This is a genomic window from Streptomyces sioyaensis, from assembly GCF_004122735.1.
Classification (GTDB): domain Bacteria; phylum Actinomycetota; class Actinomycetes; order Streptomycetales; family Streptomycetaceae; genus Streptomyces; species Streptomyces sioyaensis.
On sequence record NZ_SDIF01000014.1, the window covers coordinates 49,127 to 67,868 of the forward strand.

General features: G+C 69.4%; 17 protein-coding genes and 2 tRNA genes. 5 read left to right on the forward strand and 14 right to left on the reverse strand.

Features of this window, described 5'->3' with window-relative positions; genetic code table 11:
* The 7 genes from mreD to EST54_RS07635 form a co-directional block, all read right to left on the reverse strand.
* On the reverse strand, positions 1 to 714 hold the full coding sequence (mreD, locus tag EST54_RS07605) for a rod shape-determining protein MreD (RefSeq protein ID WP_129246343.1): 714 nt from the start codon (positions 712 to 714) through the stop codon (positions 1 to 3).
* Between the two features lie 3 nt (positions 715 to 717).
* Complete coding sequence (mreC, locus tag EST54_RS07610) at positions 718 to 1,650, reverse strand: rod shape-determining protein MreC (protein WP_129246345.1); 933 nt, start codon at positions 1,648 to 1,650, stop codon at positions 718 to 720.
* A gap of 234 nt (positions 1,651 to 1,884) precedes the next feature.
* Positions 1,885 to 2,904 (reverse strand): rod shape-determining protein, encoded by a 1,020-nt coding sequence (locus EST54_RS07615; protein ID WP_003985182.1) that lies wholly within the window; start codon positions 2,902 to 2,904, stop codon positions 1,885 to 1,887.
* A 294-nt stretch (positions 2,905 to 3,198) separates the two neighbouring features.
* Positions 3,199 to 3,612: a nucleoside-diphosphate kinase gene (gene ndk, locus EST54_RS07620; RefSeq protein WP_129246347.1), complete on the reverse strand. Its 414-nt coding sequence runs from the start codon at positions 3,610 to 3,612 to the stop codon at positions 3,199 to 3,201.
* Positions 3,613 to 3,776: 164 nt separating this feature from the next.
* Entirely contained in the window at positions 3,777 to 4,121 is a 345-nt protein-coding gene (locus EST54_RS07625) for a DUF4233 domain-containing protein (RefSeq protein ID WP_129246349.1), read from the reverse strand.
* A 2-nt stretch (positions 4,122 to 4,123) separates the two neighbouring features.
* The gene (gene folC, locus EST54_RS07630; RefSeq protein WP_129246351.1) at positions 4,124 to 5,638 is read right to left on the reverse strand and encodes a bifunctional tetrahydrofolate synthase/dihydrofolate synthase; all 1,515 of its coding nucleotides are present in this window, start codon (positions 5,636 to 5,638) and stop codon (positions 4,124 to 4,126) included.
* Positions 5,639 to 5,771: 133 nt separating this feature from the next.
* On the reverse strand, positions 5,772 to 7,220 hold the full coding sequence (locus EST54_RS07635; RefSeq protein WP_129246353.1) for a peptidoglycan D,D-transpeptidase FtsI family protein: 1,449 nt from the start codon (positions 7,218 to 7,220) through the stop codon (positions 5,772 to 5,774).
* A 243-nt stretch (positions 7,221 to 7,463) separates the two neighbouring features.
* On the opposite strand from EST54_RS07635, the gene EST54_RS07640 reads away from it, so the two are divergent.
* Complete coding sequence (locus tag EST54_RS07640; protein ID WP_129246427.1) at positions 7,464 to 8,681, forward strand: hypothetical protein; 1,218 nt, start codon at positions 7,464 to 7,466, stop codon at positions 8,679 to 8,681.
* Here EST54_RS07640 and EST54_RS07645 read toward each other — a convergent pair.
* The gene (locus EST54_RS07645) at positions 8,647 to 11,268 is read right to left on the reverse strand and encodes a valine--tRNA ligase (protein WP_129246355.1); all 2,622 of its coding nucleotides are present in this window, start codon (positions 11,266 to 11,268) and stop codon (positions 8,647 to 8,649) included. The genes EST54_RS07640 and EST54_RS07645 overlap by 35 nt on opposite strands.
* A gap of 160 nt (positions 11,269 to 11,428) precedes the next feature.
* On the opposite strand from EST54_RS07645, the gene EST54_RS07650 reads away from it, so the two are divergent.
* Both EST54_RS07650 and EST54_RS07655 read left to right on the forward strand, forming a co-directional pair.
* A complete protein-coding gene (locus tag EST54_RS07650; protein ID WP_129246357.1) occupies positions 11,429 to 12,382 on the forward strand; it encodes a hypothetical protein in 954 nt (317 codons plus the stop codon).
* A gap of 203 nt (positions 12,383 to 12,585) precedes the next feature.
* Positions 12,586 to 12,870: a hypothetical protein gene (locus EST54_RS07655; RefSeq protein ID WP_129246359.1), complete on the forward strand. Its 285-nt coding sequence runs from the start codon at positions 12,586 to 12,588 to the stop codon at positions 12,868 to 12,870.
* Positions 12,871 to 12,945: 75 nt separating this feature from the next.
* Here EST54_RS07655 and clpX read toward each other — a convergent pair whose 3' ends face one another.
* From clpX to EST54_RS07680, 5 genes are all read right to left on the reverse strand, one after another.
* Positions 12,946 to 14,229: an ATP-dependent Clp protease ATP-binding subunit ClpX gene (gene clpX, locus EST54_RS07660; protein ID WP_006605628.1), complete on the reverse strand. Its 1,284-nt coding sequence runs from the start codon at positions 14,227 to 14,229 to the stop codon at positions 12,946 to 12,948.
* 169 nt (positions 14,230 to 14,398) lie between these two features.
* Complete coding sequence (locus tag EST54_RS07665; protein WP_174857408.1) at positions 14,399 to 15,097, reverse strand: ATP-dependent Clp protease proteolytic subunit; 699 nt, start codon at positions 15,095 to 15,097, stop codon at positions 14,399 to 14,401.
* 65 nt (positions 15,098 to 15,162) lie between these two features.
* Entirely contained in the window at positions 15,163 to 15,765 is a 603-nt protein-coding gene (locus tag EST54_RS07670; protein WP_030283915.1) for an ATP-dependent Clp protease proteolytic subunit, read from the reverse strand.
* Positions 15,766 to 16,052: 287 nt separating this feature from the next.
* Positions 16,053 to 17,450: a trigger factor gene (gene tig, locus EST54_RS07675; protein ID WP_161989261.1), complete on the reverse strand. Its 1,398-nt coding sequence runs from the start codon at positions 17,448 to 17,450 to the stop codon at positions 16,053 to 16,055.
* Positions 17,451 to 17,682: 232 nt separating this feature from the next.
* Positions 17,683 to 17,759, reverse strand: a tRNA-Pro gene (locus tag EST54_RS07680).
* A 182-nt stretch (positions 17,760 to 17,941) separates the two neighbouring features.
* On the opposite strand from EST54_RS07680, the gene EST54_RS07685 reads away from it, so the two are divergent.
* A tRNA-Gly gene (locus EST54_RS07685) sits at positions 17,942 to 18,012 on the forward strand.
* Between the two features lie 111 nt (positions 18,013 to 18,123).
* Positions 18,124 to 18,504: an arsenate reductase family protein gene (locus tag EST54_RS07690; protein ID WP_129246365.1), complete on the forward strand. Its 381-nt coding sequence runs from the start codon at positions 18,124 to 18,126 to the stop codon at positions 18,502 to 18,504.
* Between the two features lie 43 nt (positions 18,505 to 18,547).
* Here EST54_RS07690 and EST54_RS07695 read toward each other — a convergent pair whose 3' ends face one another.
* The gene (locus EST54_RS07695; RefSeq protein WP_030415520.1) at positions 18,548 to 18,742 is read right to left on the reverse strand and encodes a hypothetical protein; all 195 of its coding nucleotides are present in this window, start codon (positions 18,740 to 18,742) and stop codon (positions 18,548 to 18,550) included.

Consider the following 18,742-nt stretch of genomic DNA (forward strand, 5'->3'; position numbering starts at 1 on the left):
TCACAGTCGCTTGACCCCCTTGATGCGGCCCACCTTGTCGCGGGCGGACTTGCCGAGCAGACTGCCGCGCTGGCTGCCGATGCGGGCCCCGGCGCGCAGGGACTTCATGGCGCCGCGGCTGGCCTTGAGGCCGGTGCCGGTGGTGAGCCAGCCGTACCCGAGGTCGCCGGCGGAGCCGCCCGGACTGCCGGAGCCGTCACCGGCCAGCAGATCGCTGTCCGTGCGGCGCGCCAGCGCCATCACCAGCGGGACGGTGAAGGGGGCCAGCAGCAGGTCGTAGAGGGTGGCGCTGAGCAGCAGACCGACGATGCCGACGTGCCGGGCGGCGGTGTCGCCGACCAGCGCGCCGACGCCGGCGTACATCAGCGTCGAGCCGATGGCCGCCCCGATGACGACGAGCAGCGGCAGCGTCGCCGAGCGGTGCCGGCCGGAGTCCGGTCTGGTCAGGCCCGCGGCGTAGCCGATGACGCAGAGCACCAGCGCATAGCGGCCGATGGCGTGGTCGGACGGCGGGGCGAGGTCGGCCAGCAGCCCGGCGAAGAAGCCGACGAGCGCGCCGCCGACGTGGCCGTAGATCAGCGCCAGGCCGACCACGACGAGCAGCAGCAGGTCCGGTACCGCGCCGGGCAGTTGGAGCCGGGCCAGGATGGTGACCTGGATGACGAGGGCGACGACCACCAGCGGGGCCGAGAGCAGGATCCGGTTGATGCGCATCGGTCAGCTCCTGGGAGAAGCGCTCGCGGAGGGGGAGGCCGTGACGGTGACCGTCGGCGTCGGCTTGGGCTTGGCGGGCCGGGGCGGCAGCACGGTGTCGCGCGGGTCCTCGCGGGGCGGCTGGACCACGACGCCGACGATGTCGAGCTGGGAGAAGGCGACGTACGGCCGGACCTGGAGGGTGCGGGTCAGATCGCCGTTGAACGGCTCGACCCGGACGACCTTGCCGACCGGGACGCCGGGCACGAACGGCTTGTCCTTGCTGGACCCGAAGGTGACCAGCCGGTCGCCCTTCTTGATGTTGGCCCGGCCGTTGAGGAGCTGCACCCGCAGCGAGCGGACGCCCTGCCCGTTGGCGAAGCCGATCTCGTTGGTCTTCTCCATGCGGGTGCCGACGGTGAAGTCGGGGTCGGCGGCCAGCAGCACGGTGGAGGTGCTGGGGCCGACGGTGGTGACCCGGCCGACCAGGCCGTCGCCGTTGAGCACGGTCATGTCGCGGGCGATGCCGTCGCGGCTGCCGGCGTCGATGGTGATGGTCCAGGAGAAGCCCTGGGCCGAGCCGATGGCGATGACCTGGGCGCCCTTGATGGCGTACTGACCGGTGCCCGCGGTCTTGAGGATCTTGTCGAGCTCGGCGGCGCGGCTGCGGTTGCGGTCGGAGGAGCCGAGCTTGGCCTTCAGCGCCTCGTTCTCGTGCTCCAGCGTGCTGATCCGGTCGTGCCGCCGCCCGGAGTCCCGTACGGCGCCGACGGCGTTGCCGACCGGGTCGACGGCGCGGGCAACACCGTTTTCGACCGGCCCGAAGGCGGAGGCGGCGGCGTGCCGGGCACCATCGAGCGGGGACTGTTCGCCGCCGCGGATATCGACCGTGATCAGCGCGAACGCGATCGCGACCAGCAGCACCAGCAGCAGCCGGCTCTCTCGTGTGTCCCTCACGTGCGGCGGCCGTGTCCTTCCTCGTAGGACCGGCCGGCTGCGGGCCCCGCCGGTCTCGTTCGGGAGTTGAGCGTTGTGCCTGATGTGACGGTGCCGGATGGTGAAGCGTCAGGCGCCGTGTCTGTCGGGATGTGTGCCTGTATATCAGCGATCCGGCGGACGGATCGGCCGCTGTCGCCGTACGGCCCGGCCGCCGCGGACGCCGGGACGGCCGCGGGTCGGGTCGGGTGGTCGTTACCTGCGCGGCTGGGAGTCGAGGACCTGCTGGAGCGCCTCGAACTCCTCGACGCACTTGCCGGAGCCCAGCGCGACGGAGTCGAGCGGGTCCTCGGCGATGTGGATGGGCATACCGGTCTCGCGGCGCAGCCGCTCGTCGAGGCCGCGGAGCAGGGCGCCGCCTCCGGTGAGCACGATGCCGCGGTCCATGACGTCACCGGACAGCTCCGGCGGGCACTTGTCGAGGGTCGTCTTGACCGCGTCGACGATGGAGTTGACCGGCTCCTCGATGGCCTTGCGGACCTCGGCGGCCGAGATCACGACGGTCTTCGGGAGGCCGGAGACCAGGTCACGGCCGCGGATCTCGGTGTGCTCGTCCTGTTCGAGGTCGTACGCCGAACCGATGGTGATCTTGATGCTCTCGGCGGTGCGCTCGCCCAGCAGAAGGCTGTACTCCTTCTTGATGTGCTGGATGATCGCGTTGTCGAGCTCATCGCCGGCCACCCGGATGGACTGGGCAGTGACGATGCCGCCGAGCGAGATGACCGCGACCTCGGTCGTACCGCCGCCGATGTCCACGACCATGTTGCCGGTGGCCTCGTGGACCGGAAGACCGGATCCGATCGCGGCGGCCATCGGCTCCTCGATGATGTGCACCTGGCGCGCGCCGGCCTGGGTCGAGGCCTCGATGACCGCACGGCGCTCGACTCCGGTGATGCCGGAGGGCACACACACCACGACCCGCGGGCGGGCCAGATAGCGCCGCTTGTGGATCTTGAGGATGAAGTAGCGGAGCATCCGCTCGGTGATCTCGAAATCGGCGATCACGCCGTCTTTCAGGGGCCGTACGGCGACGATGTTGCCGGGCGTACGCCCGATCATCTTCTTCGCCTCAGCACCCACCGCGAGAATGCCGCCGGTGTTGGTGTTGATGGCCACGACCGACGGCTCGTTGAGAACGATTCCGCGGCCCCTGACGTACACCAGCGTGTTGGCGGTCCCGAGGTCGACAGCCATGTCACGGCCGATGAACGACATGTTGTTCCCCATGAGGATACGTCTGGCCTTCCCAACTGGAGCGAATGCTTACTGGAGGTCGGCAGGAGGTGATGCGCTGCGAGGCGCGGAAGCCTCCATGGTAGTTCGTAGTGCGCCCACTCGAACACGTCGGGAGGCTGTTCCGCCATTGTCAGCCGTACACGTACCCGGCCCCCTCAATGGTGACGTCGTGTCGCGGTGATGCGTTCCCCCGATCGTGTCGTATACACCAAAGGGCGACCGATGATTTTCTCGGTCGCCCCTGGTCACGAGGGGTGTACAGCTGACGATACGTCAGGAAATCCCGGGGAAGAAAATCTTGATCTCGCGCTCGGCGGACTCTTCGGAATCCGAGGCATGGATCAGATTCTCCCGGGTGATCGTTCCGAAGTCCCCACGAATGGACCCACTCGGCGCGGCAATCGGGTCAGTCGGACCGGCCAGCGCCCGCACGCCCTCGATCACCCGCTCGCCCTCGACGACCAGCGAGACCACCGGGCCGGAGGACATGAACGCGACCAGCGGCTCGTAGAACGGGCGGCCGACGTGCTCGGCGTAGTGCTGTTCGAGGAGGGCCCGGTCGAGGGTCCGCATCTCCAGCGCGCTGATCGTCCAGCCGGCCTTCCGCTCGATCCGGCCGAGAATCTCGCCGATCAGACCGCGCTGGACGGCGTCGGGCTTGAGGAGGACGAGGGTGCGCTGGCTCACGGAGGGACTCCCTGGATATGAACAATGGTCAGCGGGTGCACTGAGGCTACAGGGGCGCTGCCACCGGCCTTCACCCGCCCACCCGGCAGGCCGCGCGGGGGATCACGGCCGTGCGGCAGCGGATCACGCCCGTGTGGACGTGACCTCGCCGCAGCGCCGGAGGGTCAGCCCGCCGTCGGCGCCTCGGCCGCCCAACGGGCCTTCGCCTCGTCGATCTTGCGACCGAAGTGGACCGACGCCCACCACAGGGCCGCGAAGACCGCGCCGAGAAAGAACATCGTCGGGACCACGAAGCCGCTGGCGATCAGGGCGAACTGCAGCAGCCAGCCGAGCTGGACACCACCCGGACGGGTCAGCATCCCGCACAGCAGGACACTCAGCAGCATCGCGATCCCGCTGACCGTCCAGATCGTGGCCGTCGGGAGGGCGGACATCTGCATCGCCACCAGCCCGGCGAAACCGATCACGAAGAATTCACCGATGAGGGTGCTGGCACACAGCGTGCGCATGGTCAGCCCCTTCCCATCAGCAGCCGGGCCTCGCCGACCGTGATCACCGAGCCGGTCACCAGCACACCCGCGCCGGAGAACTCGCCCTCCTCCTCGGCGAGGGTGATCGCCGCCTCCAGCGCGTCGTCGAGCCGCGGCTCGACCTGGACCCGCTCGGCGCCGAAGACCTCGACCGCCACGGCCGCCAGCTCGTCCGGATCCATCGCACGATGGCTGGAATTACGCGTCACCACGATCTCGGCGAAGATCGGCTCGAACGCCTCCAGGAAGCCCCGTACGTCCTTGTCCGAACTGGCGCCGACGACGCCCACCAGCCGGCTGAACCCGAAGGCCTCGGTGACCGCCTCGGCGGCCGCCCGCGCACCGGCCGGATTGTGCGCCGCGTCCAGCACGACCGTGGGGCTGCGCCGCACGACCTCCATCCGGCCCGGCGAGGTCACGGCGGCGAACGCGGAGCGGATGGTGTCGATGTCGAGGGTGCGGGCGTGCTCCGAGCCGACGCCGAAGAACGCCTCGACCGCGGCGAGCGCCACCGCGGCGTTGTGCGCCTGGTGGGCGCCGTACAGCGGAAGGAAGATCTCCGGATACTCGCCGCCCAGCCCGCGCAGGGTCAGCATCTGACCGCCGACCGCGACCTCACGCGAGGTGACCCCGAACTCCATGCCCTCCCGGGCGACCGTGGCGTCCACCTCGACCGCGCGCTTGAGCATCACCGACGCCGCGTCCACCGGCTGCTGGGCCAGCACGACCGTGGCGTCCTTCTTGATGATCCCGGACTTCTCGCCGGCGATCTGCTCGGGCGTCTCCCCCAGGCGGTCGGTGTGGTCCAGCGCGATCGGGGTGATGACGGCGACATCGCCGTCGATCACGTTGGTCGCGTCCCAGGTGCCGCCCATGCCGACCTCGACGACCGCGATGTCCACGGGGGTGTCCGCGAAGGCGGCGTACGCCATCGCCGTCAGCACCTCGAAGAACGACAGGCGGTACTCCTGCTGGCCGTCGACCATCTCCACATACGGGGCGATGTCGCGGTAGGTCTCGATGAAGCGCTCGGCGGAGATCGGCGCGGCGTCCAGGCTGATCCGCTCGGTGATCGACTGGACGTGCGGGCTGGTGTAGCGGCCGGTGCGCAGATCGAAGGCGGACAGCAGGGCCTCGATCATCCGGGCGGTGCTGGTCTTGCCGTTGGTGCCGGTGATGTGGATGGACGGGTATGCCCGCTGGGGCGAACCGAGGATGTCCAGCAGCGCCTCGATGCGCTGCACCGAGGGGTCGAGCTTGGTCTCGCCCCAGCGGCCGGCCAGCTCCTCCTCGACGGCGCGCAGCGCACGGTCGACCTCGGGGTCGGCCGGCCGGGCCGGGATCCCGTCCCCCTGCGGCGGCCCGGCCTGGGCACGCAAGGTCCGGCTGCCGGCCTCGATCACCGCGAGATCGGGGTCACGGTCGGTCTCCGCCTCGACCAGTTCGTCGAAGGCGTCGTTCGGGTCGGGGTCGTCGTTTTCGGGGCGCTCGCTCACGCCGACCAGTCTACGAGGCCCCTCTGACAGCGGTGCGCTGTGCTGCCTGTGCCGATACCGAGCAGTTACCCCTGGTGCCGGCCGGCCCGGCCGGGGCCCGGACCCGCGGGCGTACGCCGGCGCCACCCCCCGCCTACGGCAGCGCCGCCTTCATCATGGCCCGTGCGATCGGGGCCGCCAGGCCGTTGCCGGAGACCTCATTGCGGGCGGCGTGCCCGTCCTCGACCATCACGGCCACCGCCACCTGGTGCCCCTTACCGTCCTCGGCGTACGAGACGAACCAGGCGTAGGGCGTACCGCTGTTGTCGACGCCGTGCTGGGCGGTACCGGTCTTGGCGCCGACGGTCCGTCCGTCGATCTTCGCGCCGGACGCCGTGCCCTTGTCCACGACCGTCTGCATCGCCGACCGCAGCTGCTCGGCGGTACGCCCCGACATGGCCTTGCGGTACGTCTTCGGCCCGTTCTCCTGGACGGTGTTGCCGCCGCCGTCGGTCAGCTTGTCGACCAGCTGCGGGGTCTTCAGGTCGCCGCCGTTCTGGATCGCCGCGGTGACCATCGCCATCTGGAGCGGGGTGGCCTGGTCGTCGAACTGGCCGATCCCGGACAGCGCGGTCTGCGCCTCGTCCATGTCACCGGGGTAGACGCTCTTGGCGGCCCGTACCGGGGTGTCGACCTTGCCGTCGTTGAAGCCGAGCTTCTCGGCCTGCGCCTTCACCTTGTCCTTGCCCAGGTCGACGGCCATCTTCGCGAAGACGGTGTTGCAGGAGTACTGGAGCGCGGTGCGGATGTTCGCGTTCTTGCAGGGCGCGGAGGCGTTCTCGTTGGGGAGCTTGGTGCGGGTGTGCGGGAGGGTGTACGGGTCGGGGCTGTCGGTGGGCTCGTCCACCGAGGAGTACAGGCCGTTCTCCAGCGCGGCCGCGGCGACCACCAGCTTGAAGGTGGAGCCCGGCGGCAGCGGCTGCCGCAGCGCCCGGTTGACCTGGGGGTCGTCCGGGTCGGCGGACATCTGCTGCCACGCCTTCTGGTCGGCGGCCGACGACCCGGAGAACTTCCCGGGGTCGTACGACGGCGTGCTGACCATGCCGAGGATCCGCCCGGTGGCCGGGTCCATGGCGACGGCCGCGCCCTTCTTGCCGCCCAGCGCCCGGTAGCCGGCCTGCTGCACCTTCGGATCGATGGTGGTGGCCACGTCGCCGCCCTTGGCCCGGTTACGGGTCAGCGCGTCGGCAGGGCTCTGCAGCCGGCTGTCGGAGCCGTCGAGGAGGTCGCCGTAGAGGCTCTCCAGCTGGTTGCTGCCGTAGATCTGCGAGCTGAACCCGGTCACCGGCGCATACAGCGGGCCGTCCTTGTAGGTCCGCTTGTACTTGAGCGTCGAGGACGTGGCGGCGGAGCCGGTGACCGGCTCCCCGCCGACGAGGATGTTGCCCAGCGGCGCGGAGTACTTGCCGATCGCCACCCGCGGATTGTGCGGGTCCTCCTTGTAGTCGCTGGCCTTCGCGCCCTGAATCCAGGTGGCCCAGCCCATCAGCGCGAGGATCAGCGCCAGACAGAAGACCGCGGCCCGTCGCAGGGGTTTGTTCATGGGGCGCGGCTCCTCCGTACGGGACGTGCGATGCGGCCGGAACGTCGGTATTCCGGCATTCCGGTACACCGTGCCTCGGCTTCATGAGAGCCCGATGAGAACGGCCGTCGCGCGCCCGACGGGACAACGCTCCGCCGAGTTTCGCCCTCTTCCACGGCGGGTTGTGGGCAGCCCCGGATGATCAACACGGCAGCGGACCGGGAAGGCAGGAGCTGAAGAGGAGTGCCGGCAATCAGTCAGCGGATGCATTTGATCCTGCTCACCGCCTGGACCGTGCTGTGGTTCGTCCTCGTGGAGCCGCACGGCGGATTCTCCTGGCACTATCTGCGCGCCGGCGGCCAACTGATCTACCAGGACCCCTCCGGCAACGGCACCGGCGGGCTCAATCTCTACGCGCACCACCCCGAACTCCAGATGGGTCCGCTCAGTTTTCTGACGGCCGGCCTGTTCAACCCGTTCCCCGAGGCCACCGGGCAGTTTCTCGCCGCGGCCCTGATGTCGCTGCTCGGCCTGGTCATCCTGGTGCTGGCCGGCCGCAGCGCCGCCTACCACTTCCTGGGCACCGGCACCAACCACCAGCGGCTGCGGCAGCGCGTGCTGATCGCCGGGCTGGCCTTCATCCCCATGTGGATCGAGGTCGCGGTCCGCTTCGGGCATCTCGACGACGTCCTTGCGCTGTTCTTCACCGCCCTCGCGGTCCGCGCCGTCACCCGCGGCGACGCCGCCCTCACCGGCGTCTGCCTGGCCCTGGCGATGGATTCCAAGCCCACCGCCCTCGCCTTCCTCCCGCTGCTGCTCGCCCTGCCGCGCGAGAAGTGGCTGCGGGCCGGCCTGTGGTGCGCGGGCCTGGTGGCCGTCGCCTGGCTGCCGTTCTTCGTGGGCGACTCGCAGTCCTTCGCCGCGGCGCAGTTCGCCATCCCCAACCAGCCGGCGTCCGCCCTGCGCTGGCTGGGCGTCGGCGACCCGAAGACCCCCGGCTGGGACCGCCCCGCCCAGGCCGCCCTGGGGCTCGTGCTGGGCGCCCTCGCCGTCTGGCGCGGCCGCTGGGCGGCGGTGGTGCTGCTGGGGGCCAATGCCCGGATCGTCCTCGACCCGAGCGTCTACACGTACTACACGGCGTCCGTGCTGCTCGGCACCCTGCTCTGGGACGTGATCGGCCAGCGCCGGCTGGTGCCCTGGTGGAGCTGGCTGGGCCTGCTCGTCCTCTACGGCAGCGTCTTCGCGGTGCCCGACGACGCCGCCCGGGGCTTGATCCGGCTGGCGTTCGTGGCCGTCTCGACGGCGTACGTCCTGCTCTGGCCGGTACGGGAACGCGGGCGGCGGGGCCGGCGACGGCGCAGGCCCCCCGCCCGTACGGACGAGGGGCCTGCGCACCGCGGTCCCCAGGAGGGCCGCCCGGATCCCGGGCCGCCCACGGGACCGGCGGCTACGCCGTGGGCAGGGCCGCCAGCTGCGCCGTGATCCGGACGATGTCCGCCTCCGCGGCCTCCAGCCGGCCGCGGATCTTCTCCACGACCTTGTCCGGGGCCTTGGCGAGGAACGCCTCGTTGCCGAGCTTGCCGGTGGCCTGCGCCTTCTCCTTCTCCGCCGCCGCCAGGTCCTTCGTCAGCCGCTTGCGCTCCGCCTCGATGTCGATGGCGCCGGAGAGGTCCAGGGCCACCGTGGCGCCCGCGACCGGCAGCGAGGCGGTCGCGCTGAAGCCGTCACCCGCCGGCTGCAGCCGCAGCAGCGAGCGCATCGCGGCCTCGTGCGCGGCCAGCGCCGTACCGGACAGCTCCAGCCGCGCCGGGACCTTCTGGCCGGGCTGCAGCCCCTGGTCGGAGCGGAAGCGCCGGACCTCGGTGACGACCTGCTGCACCGTCTCGATCTCCCGCTCGGCGGCCGCGTCCCGGAAGCCGGAGTCCTTCGGCCAGTCGGCGATGACGACCGACTCGCCGCCGGTCAGCGTCGTCCACAGGGTCTCGGTGACGAACGGCACGATCGGGTGCAGCAGCCGCAGCGTGACGTCCAGCACCTCGCCCAGCACCCGGCGCGAGGCCTCGGCGGCCGGTCCGCCCGCCTGGAACGTGGTCTTGGACAGCTCGACGTACCAGTCGAAGACCTCGTCCCACGCGAAGTGGAAGAGGGTGTCCGACAGCTTCGCGAACTGGTAGTCGTCGTAGTACGCGTCGACCTCGGCGACGACCGAGTTCAGCCGGGAGAGGATCCACCGGTCGGTCGCCGACAGCTGCTCGGCGGGCGGGAGTTCGCCCTCGACCGTCGCACCGTTCATCAGCGCGAAGCGGGTGGCGTTCCAGATCTTGTTGGCGAAGTTGCGCGAGCCCTGGACCCAGTCCTCGCCGATCGGGACGTCGACGCCCGGGTTCGCCCCGCGCGCCAGCGTGAACCGGACGGCGTCCGAGCCGTAGGCATCCATCCAGTCCAGCGGATTGACCGCGTTCCCGAAGGACTTGGACATCTTCTTGCCGAACTGGTCACGGACCATGCCGTGCAGCGCGATGGTGTGGAACGGCGGGGTGCCGTCCATCGCGTACAGCCCGAACATCATCATCCGGGCGACCCAGAAGAAGAGGATGTCGTAGCCGGTGACCAGGACGGAGTTCGGATAGAACTTCTCGACGCTCGGGGTCTGTTCGGGCCAGCCGAGGGTGGAGAACGGCCACAGGCCGGAGGAGAACCAGGTGTCCAGGACGTCGGTGTCCTGGGTCCAGCCCTCGCCGGTGGGTGCCTCGTCGTCCGGGCCGACGCAGACGACCTCACCGTTCGGGCCGTACCAGACGGGGATCCGGTGGCCCCACCACAACTGCCGTGAGATGCACCAGTCGTGGAGGTTGTCGACCCAGCCGAAGTAGCGGGACTCCATCTCCTTGGGGTGGATCGCGACCTTGCCGTCGCGGACCGCGTCCCCCGCGGCCTTCGCCAGCGGGCCGACCTTGACCCACCACTGCATCGACAGCCGCGGCTCGATGGTGGTCTTGCAGCGCGAGCAGTGCCCGACGGAGTGGGTGTACGGGCGCTTCTCGGCGACGATCCGGCCGTCGGCGCGCAGCGCACCGACGATCGCGGAACGGGCCTCGAAGCGGTCCAGGCCCTGGAAGGGTCCGTGTGCCGTGATGACGCCGCGCTCGTCGAGGACGGCGAGGTTGGGCAGGTCGTGCCGGCGGCCGATCTCGAAGTCGTTGGGGTCGTGGGCCGGGGTGACCTTGACCGCGCCGGTGCCGAACTCCGGGTCGACGTGCTCGTCGGCGACGACCGGGATCCGGCGGCCGGTCAGCGGCAACTCGATCTCGGTGCCGACGAGATGGGCGTAGCGCTCGTCCTGCGGGTGGACCGCGACCGCGGTGTCGCCGAGCATCGTCTCGGCGCGGGTCGTCGCCACGACGATGGAGTCGTCGCCCTCGCCGTACCGGATGGAGACGAGCTCGCCGTCGTCGTCCTGGTACTCGACCTCGATGTCCGAGATCGCGGTCAGACAGCGCGGGCACCAGTTGATGATGCGCTCGGCGCGGTAGATCAGCTCGTCGTCGTAGAGCCGCTTGAAGATCGTCTGGACGGCCTTGGTCAGGCCCTCGTCCATGGTGAAGCGCTCCCGCGACCAGGCGACGCCGTCGCCGAGCCGGCGCATCTGCCCGGAGATCTGGCCGCCGGACTCGCTCTTCCACTGCCAGACCCGCTCGACGAACGCCTCACGGCCCAGGTCGTGCCGGGAGACGCCCTCCTTGGCGAGTTCGCGCTCGACGACGTTCTGGGTGGCGATACCGGCGTGGTCCATGCCCGGCTGCCAGAGCGTCTCGTAGCCCTGCATGCGCTTGCGGCGGGTGAGCGCGTCGATCAGCGTGTGCTCGAAGGCGTGCCCCAGGTGCAGGGAACCGGTGACGTTCGGCGGCGGAATGACGATCGTGTACGGCGGCTTGTCGCTCTTCTCGTCCGCCTCGAAGTAGCCCCGCTCTACCCAGCGCTCGTACAGCGGCCCCTCTACCTCGGCCGGCGTGTACTGAGTCGGCAGTTCGGGGGCGCTGTGGTTGCTCTGCTGAGTGTTCTCGGTCACGACGGACAGTGTACGGGCGCGGATGTCGCGGCTTCGAATCGGTTTCGCCCCCGGCGCCACGGCTGTCAGCGGCGTCGTACAGGATGTCGGCAGCGCATAAACATCAGAACTTCACACGCAGCACTCAACTGTCTTCAGTTGTCACGAGGGGAACCGCTCCATGAGCTTCAACCAGCCGCCTCCCGGCCCGTACGGCCAGCAGCCCCCGCAGCCGGGCCCGTACGGCCAGCCGCAGCAGCCGCCGGCCCCGCAGCCGGGCTACGGCTACCCGCAGCAGGGCGGCCAGGTGCCCGGGCAGCAGGGCTACGGCTACCCCCCGCAGGCCCCGCAAGCCCCTCAGCAGGGTTACGGCTACCCCCAGCAGCCCGCCCAGCCCGGCTACGGCCAGCAGGCTCCGTACGGCGGCCAGCAGACCCCCTACGGCATGATCCCGCAGGGCGCCCCGGAGTCCGGCGGCAACGGCAAGAAGATCGGCCTGATCGCCGGCGCGGTCGCGGTCGTCGCGGCCATCGGCATCGGCGCGTACTTCGTCTTCGGCTCGGGCGGCGACGTGGCCCCCTACACGATCTCCCTCCCGGACAAGCTGCTGAACGGGGAGTACAGCAAGGCGCTCGGTTCCCCCGCCGGTGTCGTCAAGGACGTCTCGAACGACAAGGACGCCAAGGCGATGGGGATCACCGAGAGCAAGGCCGTCAGCGGCAAGTACGCCAACGTCGGCAAGCTCCAGCTCAATGTGGGGGGCGTCTACGGCAAGGTCGCCGACCCCGAGTCGGCCGTGGACCAGGCGTTCGCCAAGCTGGAAGAGGACCAGAAGAAGAACTCGGGAAACCAGGGCCTCAAGATCGAGACGGTCTCCGGACCGACCGACTACTCACCGAGTGACTTCGACGGCGCGGTCATGAAGTGCAAGGAGCAGAAGCTCTCGGCCGCCCAGGGCGGCATGAACGTGTCGCTGAACTTCTCCATGTGCATCTGGGGCGACAACAGCGCGATCGGCACGGTCTCCGTGATTCCCACCCCGTCGCCCGGCGGGGAGAGCGCGAAGGCGCCCACCGCCGAGCAGTTGTCGGACATGACGGCGAAGGTCCGCAACGAGGTCCGCAAGGAGAAGTAGCCCCGGCCCACGCGGCCCATCGAGGCACCGAGGCGCTCGACGAGGAACGCTCGCCGAGCGCCTTCTGCGTGCCCCACAGCACCGCAGCGAAAGCGCCGGCAGAACACTGGCCACAGCCTCACGGGCGCCACGAACGGGCGTGCCCCGCTGGTAACTTGACCATCGACCGACCAAGATTTTTTCACTTCAGGGGGAGAGTTGCCATGCGCAAATCCATCCGTCGCATCGCGGCAGCAACCGGAGTGCTCATGGCGGGAGCCGCGCTCCCGCTCGTCGTCACCGCTCCGGCCCAGGCCAGCACTGCGGACTGCACGGCCTACTTGAGCAGCAAGGGCTACATCGTGGGGAAGAAGGTGCTCATGATCTGCGAGGACTGGGCGACCGGCATCGGGGGCGCGATCCCGCCCCTGCCTTGCATGCAGCCTTTGGAGCGTCTCGGCGTCAAGGCGTCGCACGCCGAGGAAGCCTGCAACCGCGCGCAGTCCTGACCGCCGCAGCAGACACACCACCGCCCGGCAGCGTTCCCGCTGCCGGGCGGTTCGGTGAGCGGCTACGGCCGCGCCTCAGGCGCTCTTCTCCTGCGGCTCCCCCGACTCGCCGCGGTTGCGCGGGACCAGGGTCGGGTTCACGTTCGAGTGGACGACGTCCTCGGTGATGACGACGCGGGCCACGTCCTTGCGGGACGGGATCTCGTACATCACCGCCTGGAGGACCTCCTCCATGATGGCGCGCAGACCGCGGGCGCCGGTGCCGCGCAGGATGGCCTGGTCGGCGATGGCCTCCAGGGCCGGGCGGTCGAAGTCCAGCTCGACACCGTCGAGTTCGAAGAGGCGCTTGTACTGCTTGACGAGCGCGTTGCGCGGCTCGACCAGGATCTGCAGCAGGGCCTCGCGGTCGAGGTTGTGGACCGAGGTGAGGACGGGGAGGCGGCCGATGAACTCCGGGATCATCCCGAACTTCACCAGGTCCTCCGGCATGACGTCCTGGAGCTGGTCCTTGGACTCGATCTCGCGCTTGGAGCGGATCGTGGCGCCGAAGCCGATGCCCTTGGCGCCGGACCGGGCCTCGATGATCTTCTCCAGACCGGCGAAGGCACCGCCCACGATGAACAGCACGTTCGTGGTGTCGATCTGGATGAATTCCTGGTGGGGGTGCTTGCGGCCGCCCTGGGGCGGGACCGAGGCGGTGGTGCCCTCCAGGATCTTCAGCAGGGCCTGCTGGACGCCCTCACCGGAGACATCGCGGGTGATCGACGGGTTTTCGCTCTTCCGGGCGACCTTGTCGATCTCGTCGATGTAGATGATGCCGGTCTCGGCCTTCTTGATGTCGAAGTCCGCGGCCTGGATCAGCTTGAGGAGGATGTTCTCGACGTCCTCACCGACGTAGCCGGCCTCGGTGAGCGCCGTGGCGTCGGCGAACGCGAAGGGGACGTTGAGCATCCGGGCGAGGGTCTGCGCGAGCAGGGTCTTGCCGGAGCCGGTGGGGCCGAGCAGCAGGATGTTGGACTTGGCCAGCTCGATGCCCTCGTCGCCGCGGCCGGGGCCGTTCTCGCCCGCCTGCACCCGCTTGTAGTGGTTGTAGACGGCGACCGAGAGCGCCTTCTTGGCGGGGTCCTGGCCGACGACATAGCCGTTGAGGAACTCGTAGATCTCCCGCGGCTTGGGGAGCTCCTCCCACCGCACCTCGGAGGTCTCGGCGAGCTCCTCCTCGATGATTTCGTTGCAGAGGTCGATGCACTCGTCGCAGATGTACACACCAGGTCCCGCGATGAGCTTCTTCACCTGCTTCTGACTCTTTCCGCAGAATGAGCACTTGAGCAGGTCGCCGCCGTCACCGATGCGTGCCACGAGGTGCTTCCCCTTCGCCTGGGATCCGCATTGCTCCACGGACCCGGGTGCTTGCCTATCGACGGTACCTTGCCGGGCCCCCCGTACGGGCCCCCCTTGGACCGACTCGGTTCACTCGATCCCGACCCGGTCCAAGGGGGCAACGCTCCGGCTCACTTTGCGAAGATCGTCAGCCGATCGACACGGAGGACTTCCGGGTCGAGACGATCTGGTCGACCAGACCGTACGCCAGGGATTCCTCTGCGGTCAGAATCTTGTCACGCTCGATATCATCACGGATCTTCTCGACCGGCGTGGAGGAGTGCTTGGCCAGGAGGTCCTCCAGCTGCGAGCGCATCCGCAGGATCTCGTTGGCGGCGATCTCCAGGTCGGAGACCTGGCCGCGGCCGGTCTCGCTGTAGGGCTGGTGGATCAGCACCCGGGCGTTCGGCAGCGCCATCCGCTTGCCGGGCGTGCCCGCGGCGAGCAGCACGGCCGCAGCGGAGGCCGCCTGGCCCATGCAGACCGTCTGGATGTCCGGCTTCACGAACTGCATCGTGTCGTAGATGGCCGTGAGCGCCGTGAACGAACCGCCGGGGCTGTTGATGTAGATGGAGATGTCCCGGTCCGGGTCCATCGACTCCAGGCACAGCAGCTGCGCCATGACGTCATTGGCCGAGGCGTCGTCGATCTGCACGCCGAGGAAGATCACGCGCTCCTCGAACAGCTTCGCGTACGGGTCGTACTCGCGCACGCCCTGCGAGGTGCGCTCGACGAAGCGCGGGACGATGTAGCGAGCCTCGGCCTGTGGGCCGGAGAACTGCGAGGCCGGACCGGACTGCTCGGACTCGGCTCGCTGGTAGAGGCCGCTGCCGGGGAAGTTGTTCATCGTGGTGTTCACCGTCCTGGTGGCGATCAAGTGGGCTGGGGGATGTGGGGCGAGTGGTACGGGGCTCAGGCCCCGGTGCCGCCCCCGCCCGGAACGCCGGCGGCGGAGGTCATCACATCGTCGATCAGGCCGTACTCCTTGGCCTCATCGGCGGAGAACCAGCGGTCGCGGTCCGAGTCCTGGGTGATCCGCTCGACGGTCTGGCCGGTGTGGAAGGCCGTGAGCTCCGCCATCCGCTTCTTGGTGTGCAGCAGCCGCTCGGCGTGGATCTTGATGTCCGACGCGGAACCCGCCAGGCCCGCGGAGGGCTGGTGGATGAGGATCTCGGCGTTCGGCAGCGCGAAGCGCTTGCCCGGGGTGCCGGCGCTCAGCAGGAACTGCCCCATGGAGGCGGCGAGGCCCATCGCGATCGTCACCACGTCGTTCTTGATGTACTGCATGGTGTCGTAGATCGCCAAGCCGGCCGAGATCGAGCCGCCCGGGGAGTTGATGTAGAGGAAGATGTCCTTGTCCGGGTCCGCGGCGAGGAGAAGCAGCTGCGCGGTGATCTTGTTGGCGATGTCGTCGTCGACCGGCTGGCCGAGGAAGATGATCCGCTCGCCGAGCAGCCGGTTGTAGACCTGGTCGCCGAGGCCACCGAAGGTCGGCTCAGCGGCGGCGGAAGGCATCGGGATCGTCACGTGTCCACCTGCTCGTTGTCGGACGGCTCAGGCCGTCTCAGCGTCGTCTTCTGGGGCGCGGGGATCGGCGCCGTGTGTGGGTCCGGCGCGGTTTCAGGGACTCCCCTGCCCTCGTATCTACGGACCCTAACGCGCAGGTCGGACAACGCCATCCCGCATCGATAACTGTTCGCTGTGAGCGCAGGCTCACCGGCGGGTGACGACATACGGGCCCGAACACGCGGACGTGCGTGTTCGGGCCCGTCACAGCCGGTCGGCGCGCCGGCGCCGCAGGCTCAGGCCTCGGACTTCTCGTCGCCCTCGGTCTCGGCGGCGTCGGCGGCCTCGGTCTCGGCGGCCTCGACCGTCTCGGCGGTCTCGTCCTCGTCGTCGAGGTCGATGACCTCGCCGTTGCTGTCCTTGACCGTGGCGGCCTCGACGACGACCGCGAGGGCCTTGCCGCGGGCGACCTCACCGACGAGCATCGGCACCTGGCCGCCCTCGACGACGGCCTGCGCGAACTGGTCGGGGGACATGCCGGAGGACTGCGCGCGGCGCATGAGGTGCTCGGTGAGCTCCTCCTGGCTGACGTTCAGCTTCTCCTTGTTGACCAGCTCGTCGAGGATGAACTGGGTCTTGATGCCCTTCTCGGCCTGCTCCTTGGTCTCGGCGTCGAACTCCTCCTCGCTCTTGCCCTGGATCTCCAGGTACTTCGCGAGGTCGAGGCCCATCTGGCCGAGCTGGTGGTTGACCAGGTTGTGCTTGCGGGTCTGGATCTCGTCCTCGAGCAGCTTCTCGGGCATCGGCACCTCGACGAGCTTGAGCAGCTCGTCCAGGACCTTCTCCTGAGCCTGGGTGGCCTGGTCGTACTTCTTCATCTGCTCAAGGCGCTTGCGGCTGTCCGCGCGCAGCTCCTCAAGGGTGTCGAACTCGCTGGCCAGCTGCGCGAAGTCGTCGTCCAGCGCGGGCAGTTCGCGGGACTTGACCTCGGTGACCTCGACCGTGACCTCGGACTCCTTGCCCTCGGCGGAGCCGCCCTTGAGCTCGGAGGTGAAGGTGGCGCTGCCACCGGCCTCGACGCCGGTGACGGCCTCGTCGATGCCGTCGAGGAGCTCACCGGAGCCGACGGTGTAGGTGACGCCCTGGGCGACGCCGTCCTCCAGGACCTCGCCGTCCACCTTCGCTTCGAGGTTGAGCGTCAGGACGTCGCCGTCCTGGGCGCCGCGCTCGACCGGGCTGGTCGTCGCGAAGCGCTCCCGCAGCTGCTCGACGGACTTGTCGATGTCCTCGTCCGACACCTCGACGGCGTCGACCTCGACCTCGATGCCGGAGTAGTCCGGGATCTCCAGGGCGGGACGGATGTCGACCTCGGCGGTGAAGGCCAGCAGCTCGCCGTCCTTCAGCTCGGTGATGTCGACCTCGGGCTGGCCGAGGACGTTCAGCTCACCCTCGTTGACCGCCTCGGTGTAGAACTTCGGGAGCGCGTCGTTGACGGCCTCCTCCAGCACGGCGCCGCGGCCGAACCGCTGGTCGATGACGCGGGCCGGGATCTTGCCCTGGCGGAAGCCCTTCACCGTGACCTGCTGGTTGATCTTCTTGTACGCCGCGTCGAGGCTGGGCTTGAGCTCCTCGAAGGGCACCTCGACAGTGAGCCGAACCCGAGTCGGGTTCAGGGTCTCCACGGCGCTCTTCACGGTTCGGTCTCCTTGGGGCTGACTTCTGGGGTCCTGCGTGAGATCTGCCTGCGCCCGGCTGATCCGGGTCCGGCCGATCGCGCCCGGTACACAGACACACGGGCACGCAGTTTGCATAGTAACCGCAAGGAGGATGACGCCCACAATGTGATCTTGAACGGCCGTCGATCTTGCGACTCGCTCTGGTGGGCCGCAGCGGTGCCCGACGCGAACCGTCGGGCCGACCTGCTGCTGGTCGGGGTGGCCGGATTCGAACCGACGACCTTCCGCTCCCAAAGCGGACGCGCTACCAAGCTGCGCCACACCCCGTCGGTGCGACACGTAGGGTACATGGCCGCAGGCCGTACGGCTGCCAGTTATCGGGTTGCCCGGCGGGGTGGAGGTGCGGGTCCGGGCGGCCGGGCGCACCGTCCGCGGAAGGGATGTGCGGCGCACCGCCGCGACCCGCTAGGATGCACTGCGTGCCGCGGTCCTGCGACCGGTCGGCGCTCGCGGGCGTAGCTCAATGGTAGAGCCCTAGTCTTCCAAACTAGCTACGCGGGTTCGATTCCCGTCGCCCGCTCCGCATGCGGACCCCAGGCCTGATGGCCTGGGGTTTTGCGCTGTCACGGGCGAGACGGCGGGCGGGCGCACGCCTCTTCGCCCCGAGGGCGGGGGTCCTTAAGGTGGCCCCATGGAGATCTGGCTCAATCCCGCGTGTTCCAAGTGCCGTTCCGCCGTGGAGATCCTCGACGAGGAGGGCGCCTCGTACACGGTGCGCAGGTACCTGGAGGATCCGCCGGGCGCGGAAGAGATGCGCGCCGTACTGCAACGGCTGGGGCTGGAGCCCTGGGACATCACCCGGGCCCAGGAGCCCGAGGCGAAGGAGCTGGGGCTCGGGGAGTGGGAGCGCACCGACGCCGCGCGCGAGCGGTGGATCGCGGCGCTGGCGGCGCACCCCCGGCTGATTCAGCGGCCGATCATCACCGCGGACGACGGTTCGGCGCTGGTGGGACGCAGCGCGGAAGCCGTACGCGAAGCCGCGGCGCGGACCGGAGGCGAGGAGACCTCGTAGGGCCGATCCCTCGTGCGGTGCCCGGGAGGGGCCGGCGGACCACCTAGAAGGTGATGTGGTTGATGGTGTCCGCCAGGGAGTTGAGGAACCGGTTGATCGACGGCGCCATGCCCGTGGAGGCGAGGAAGAAGCCGAACAGTATGGCGACGAGCGCCGGACCTGCCTTGATGGATTTCCCTCTGATCAACACGATCAGAATGATCCCCAACAGCAGCACCACAGACAGCGAAAGAGCCAC

Coding starts and splice junctions, on each gene's coding strand:
- EST54_RS07640 (WP_129246427.1), top strand. CDS start 7,464: ATGCATTTGATCCTGCTCACCGCCTGGACCGTGCTGTGGTTCGTCCTC.
- mreD (WP_129246343.1), bottom strand. CDS start 714: ATGCGCATCAACCGGATCCTGCTCTCGGCCCCGCTGGTGGTCGTCGCC.
- EST54_RS07635 (WP_129246353.1), bottom strand. CDS start 7,220: ATGAACAAACCCCTGCGACGGGCCGCGGTCTTCTGTCTGGCGCTGATC.
- EST54_RS07665 (WP_174857408.1), bottom strand. CDS start 15,097: ATGAACAACTTCCCCGGCAGCGGCCTCTACCAGCGAGCCGAGTCCGAG.
- EST54_RS07625 (WP_129246349.1), bottom strand. CDS start 4,121: ATGCGCACGCTGTGTGCCAGCACCCTCATCGGTGAATTCTTCGTGATC.
- EST54_RS07690 (WP_129246365.1), top strand. CDS start 18,124: ATGGAGATCTGGCTCAATCCCGCGTGTTCCAAGTGCCGTTCCGCCGTG.
- EST54_RS07670 (WP_030283915.1), bottom strand. CDS start 15,765: ATGCCTTCCGCCGCCGCTGAGCCGACCTTCGGTGGCCTCGGCGACCAG.
- EST54_RS07655 (WP_129246359.1), top strand. CDS start 12,586: ATGCGCAAATCCATCCGTCGCATCGCGGCAGCAACCGGAGTGCTCATG.
- EST54_RS07650 (WP_129246357.1), top strand. CDS start 11,429: ATGAGCTTCAACCAGCCGCCTCCCGGCCCGTACGGCCAGCAGCCCCCG.
- EST54_RS07615 (WP_003985182.1), bottom strand. CDS start 2,904: ATGTCGTTCATCGGCCGTGACATGGCTGTCGACCTCGGGACCGCCAAC.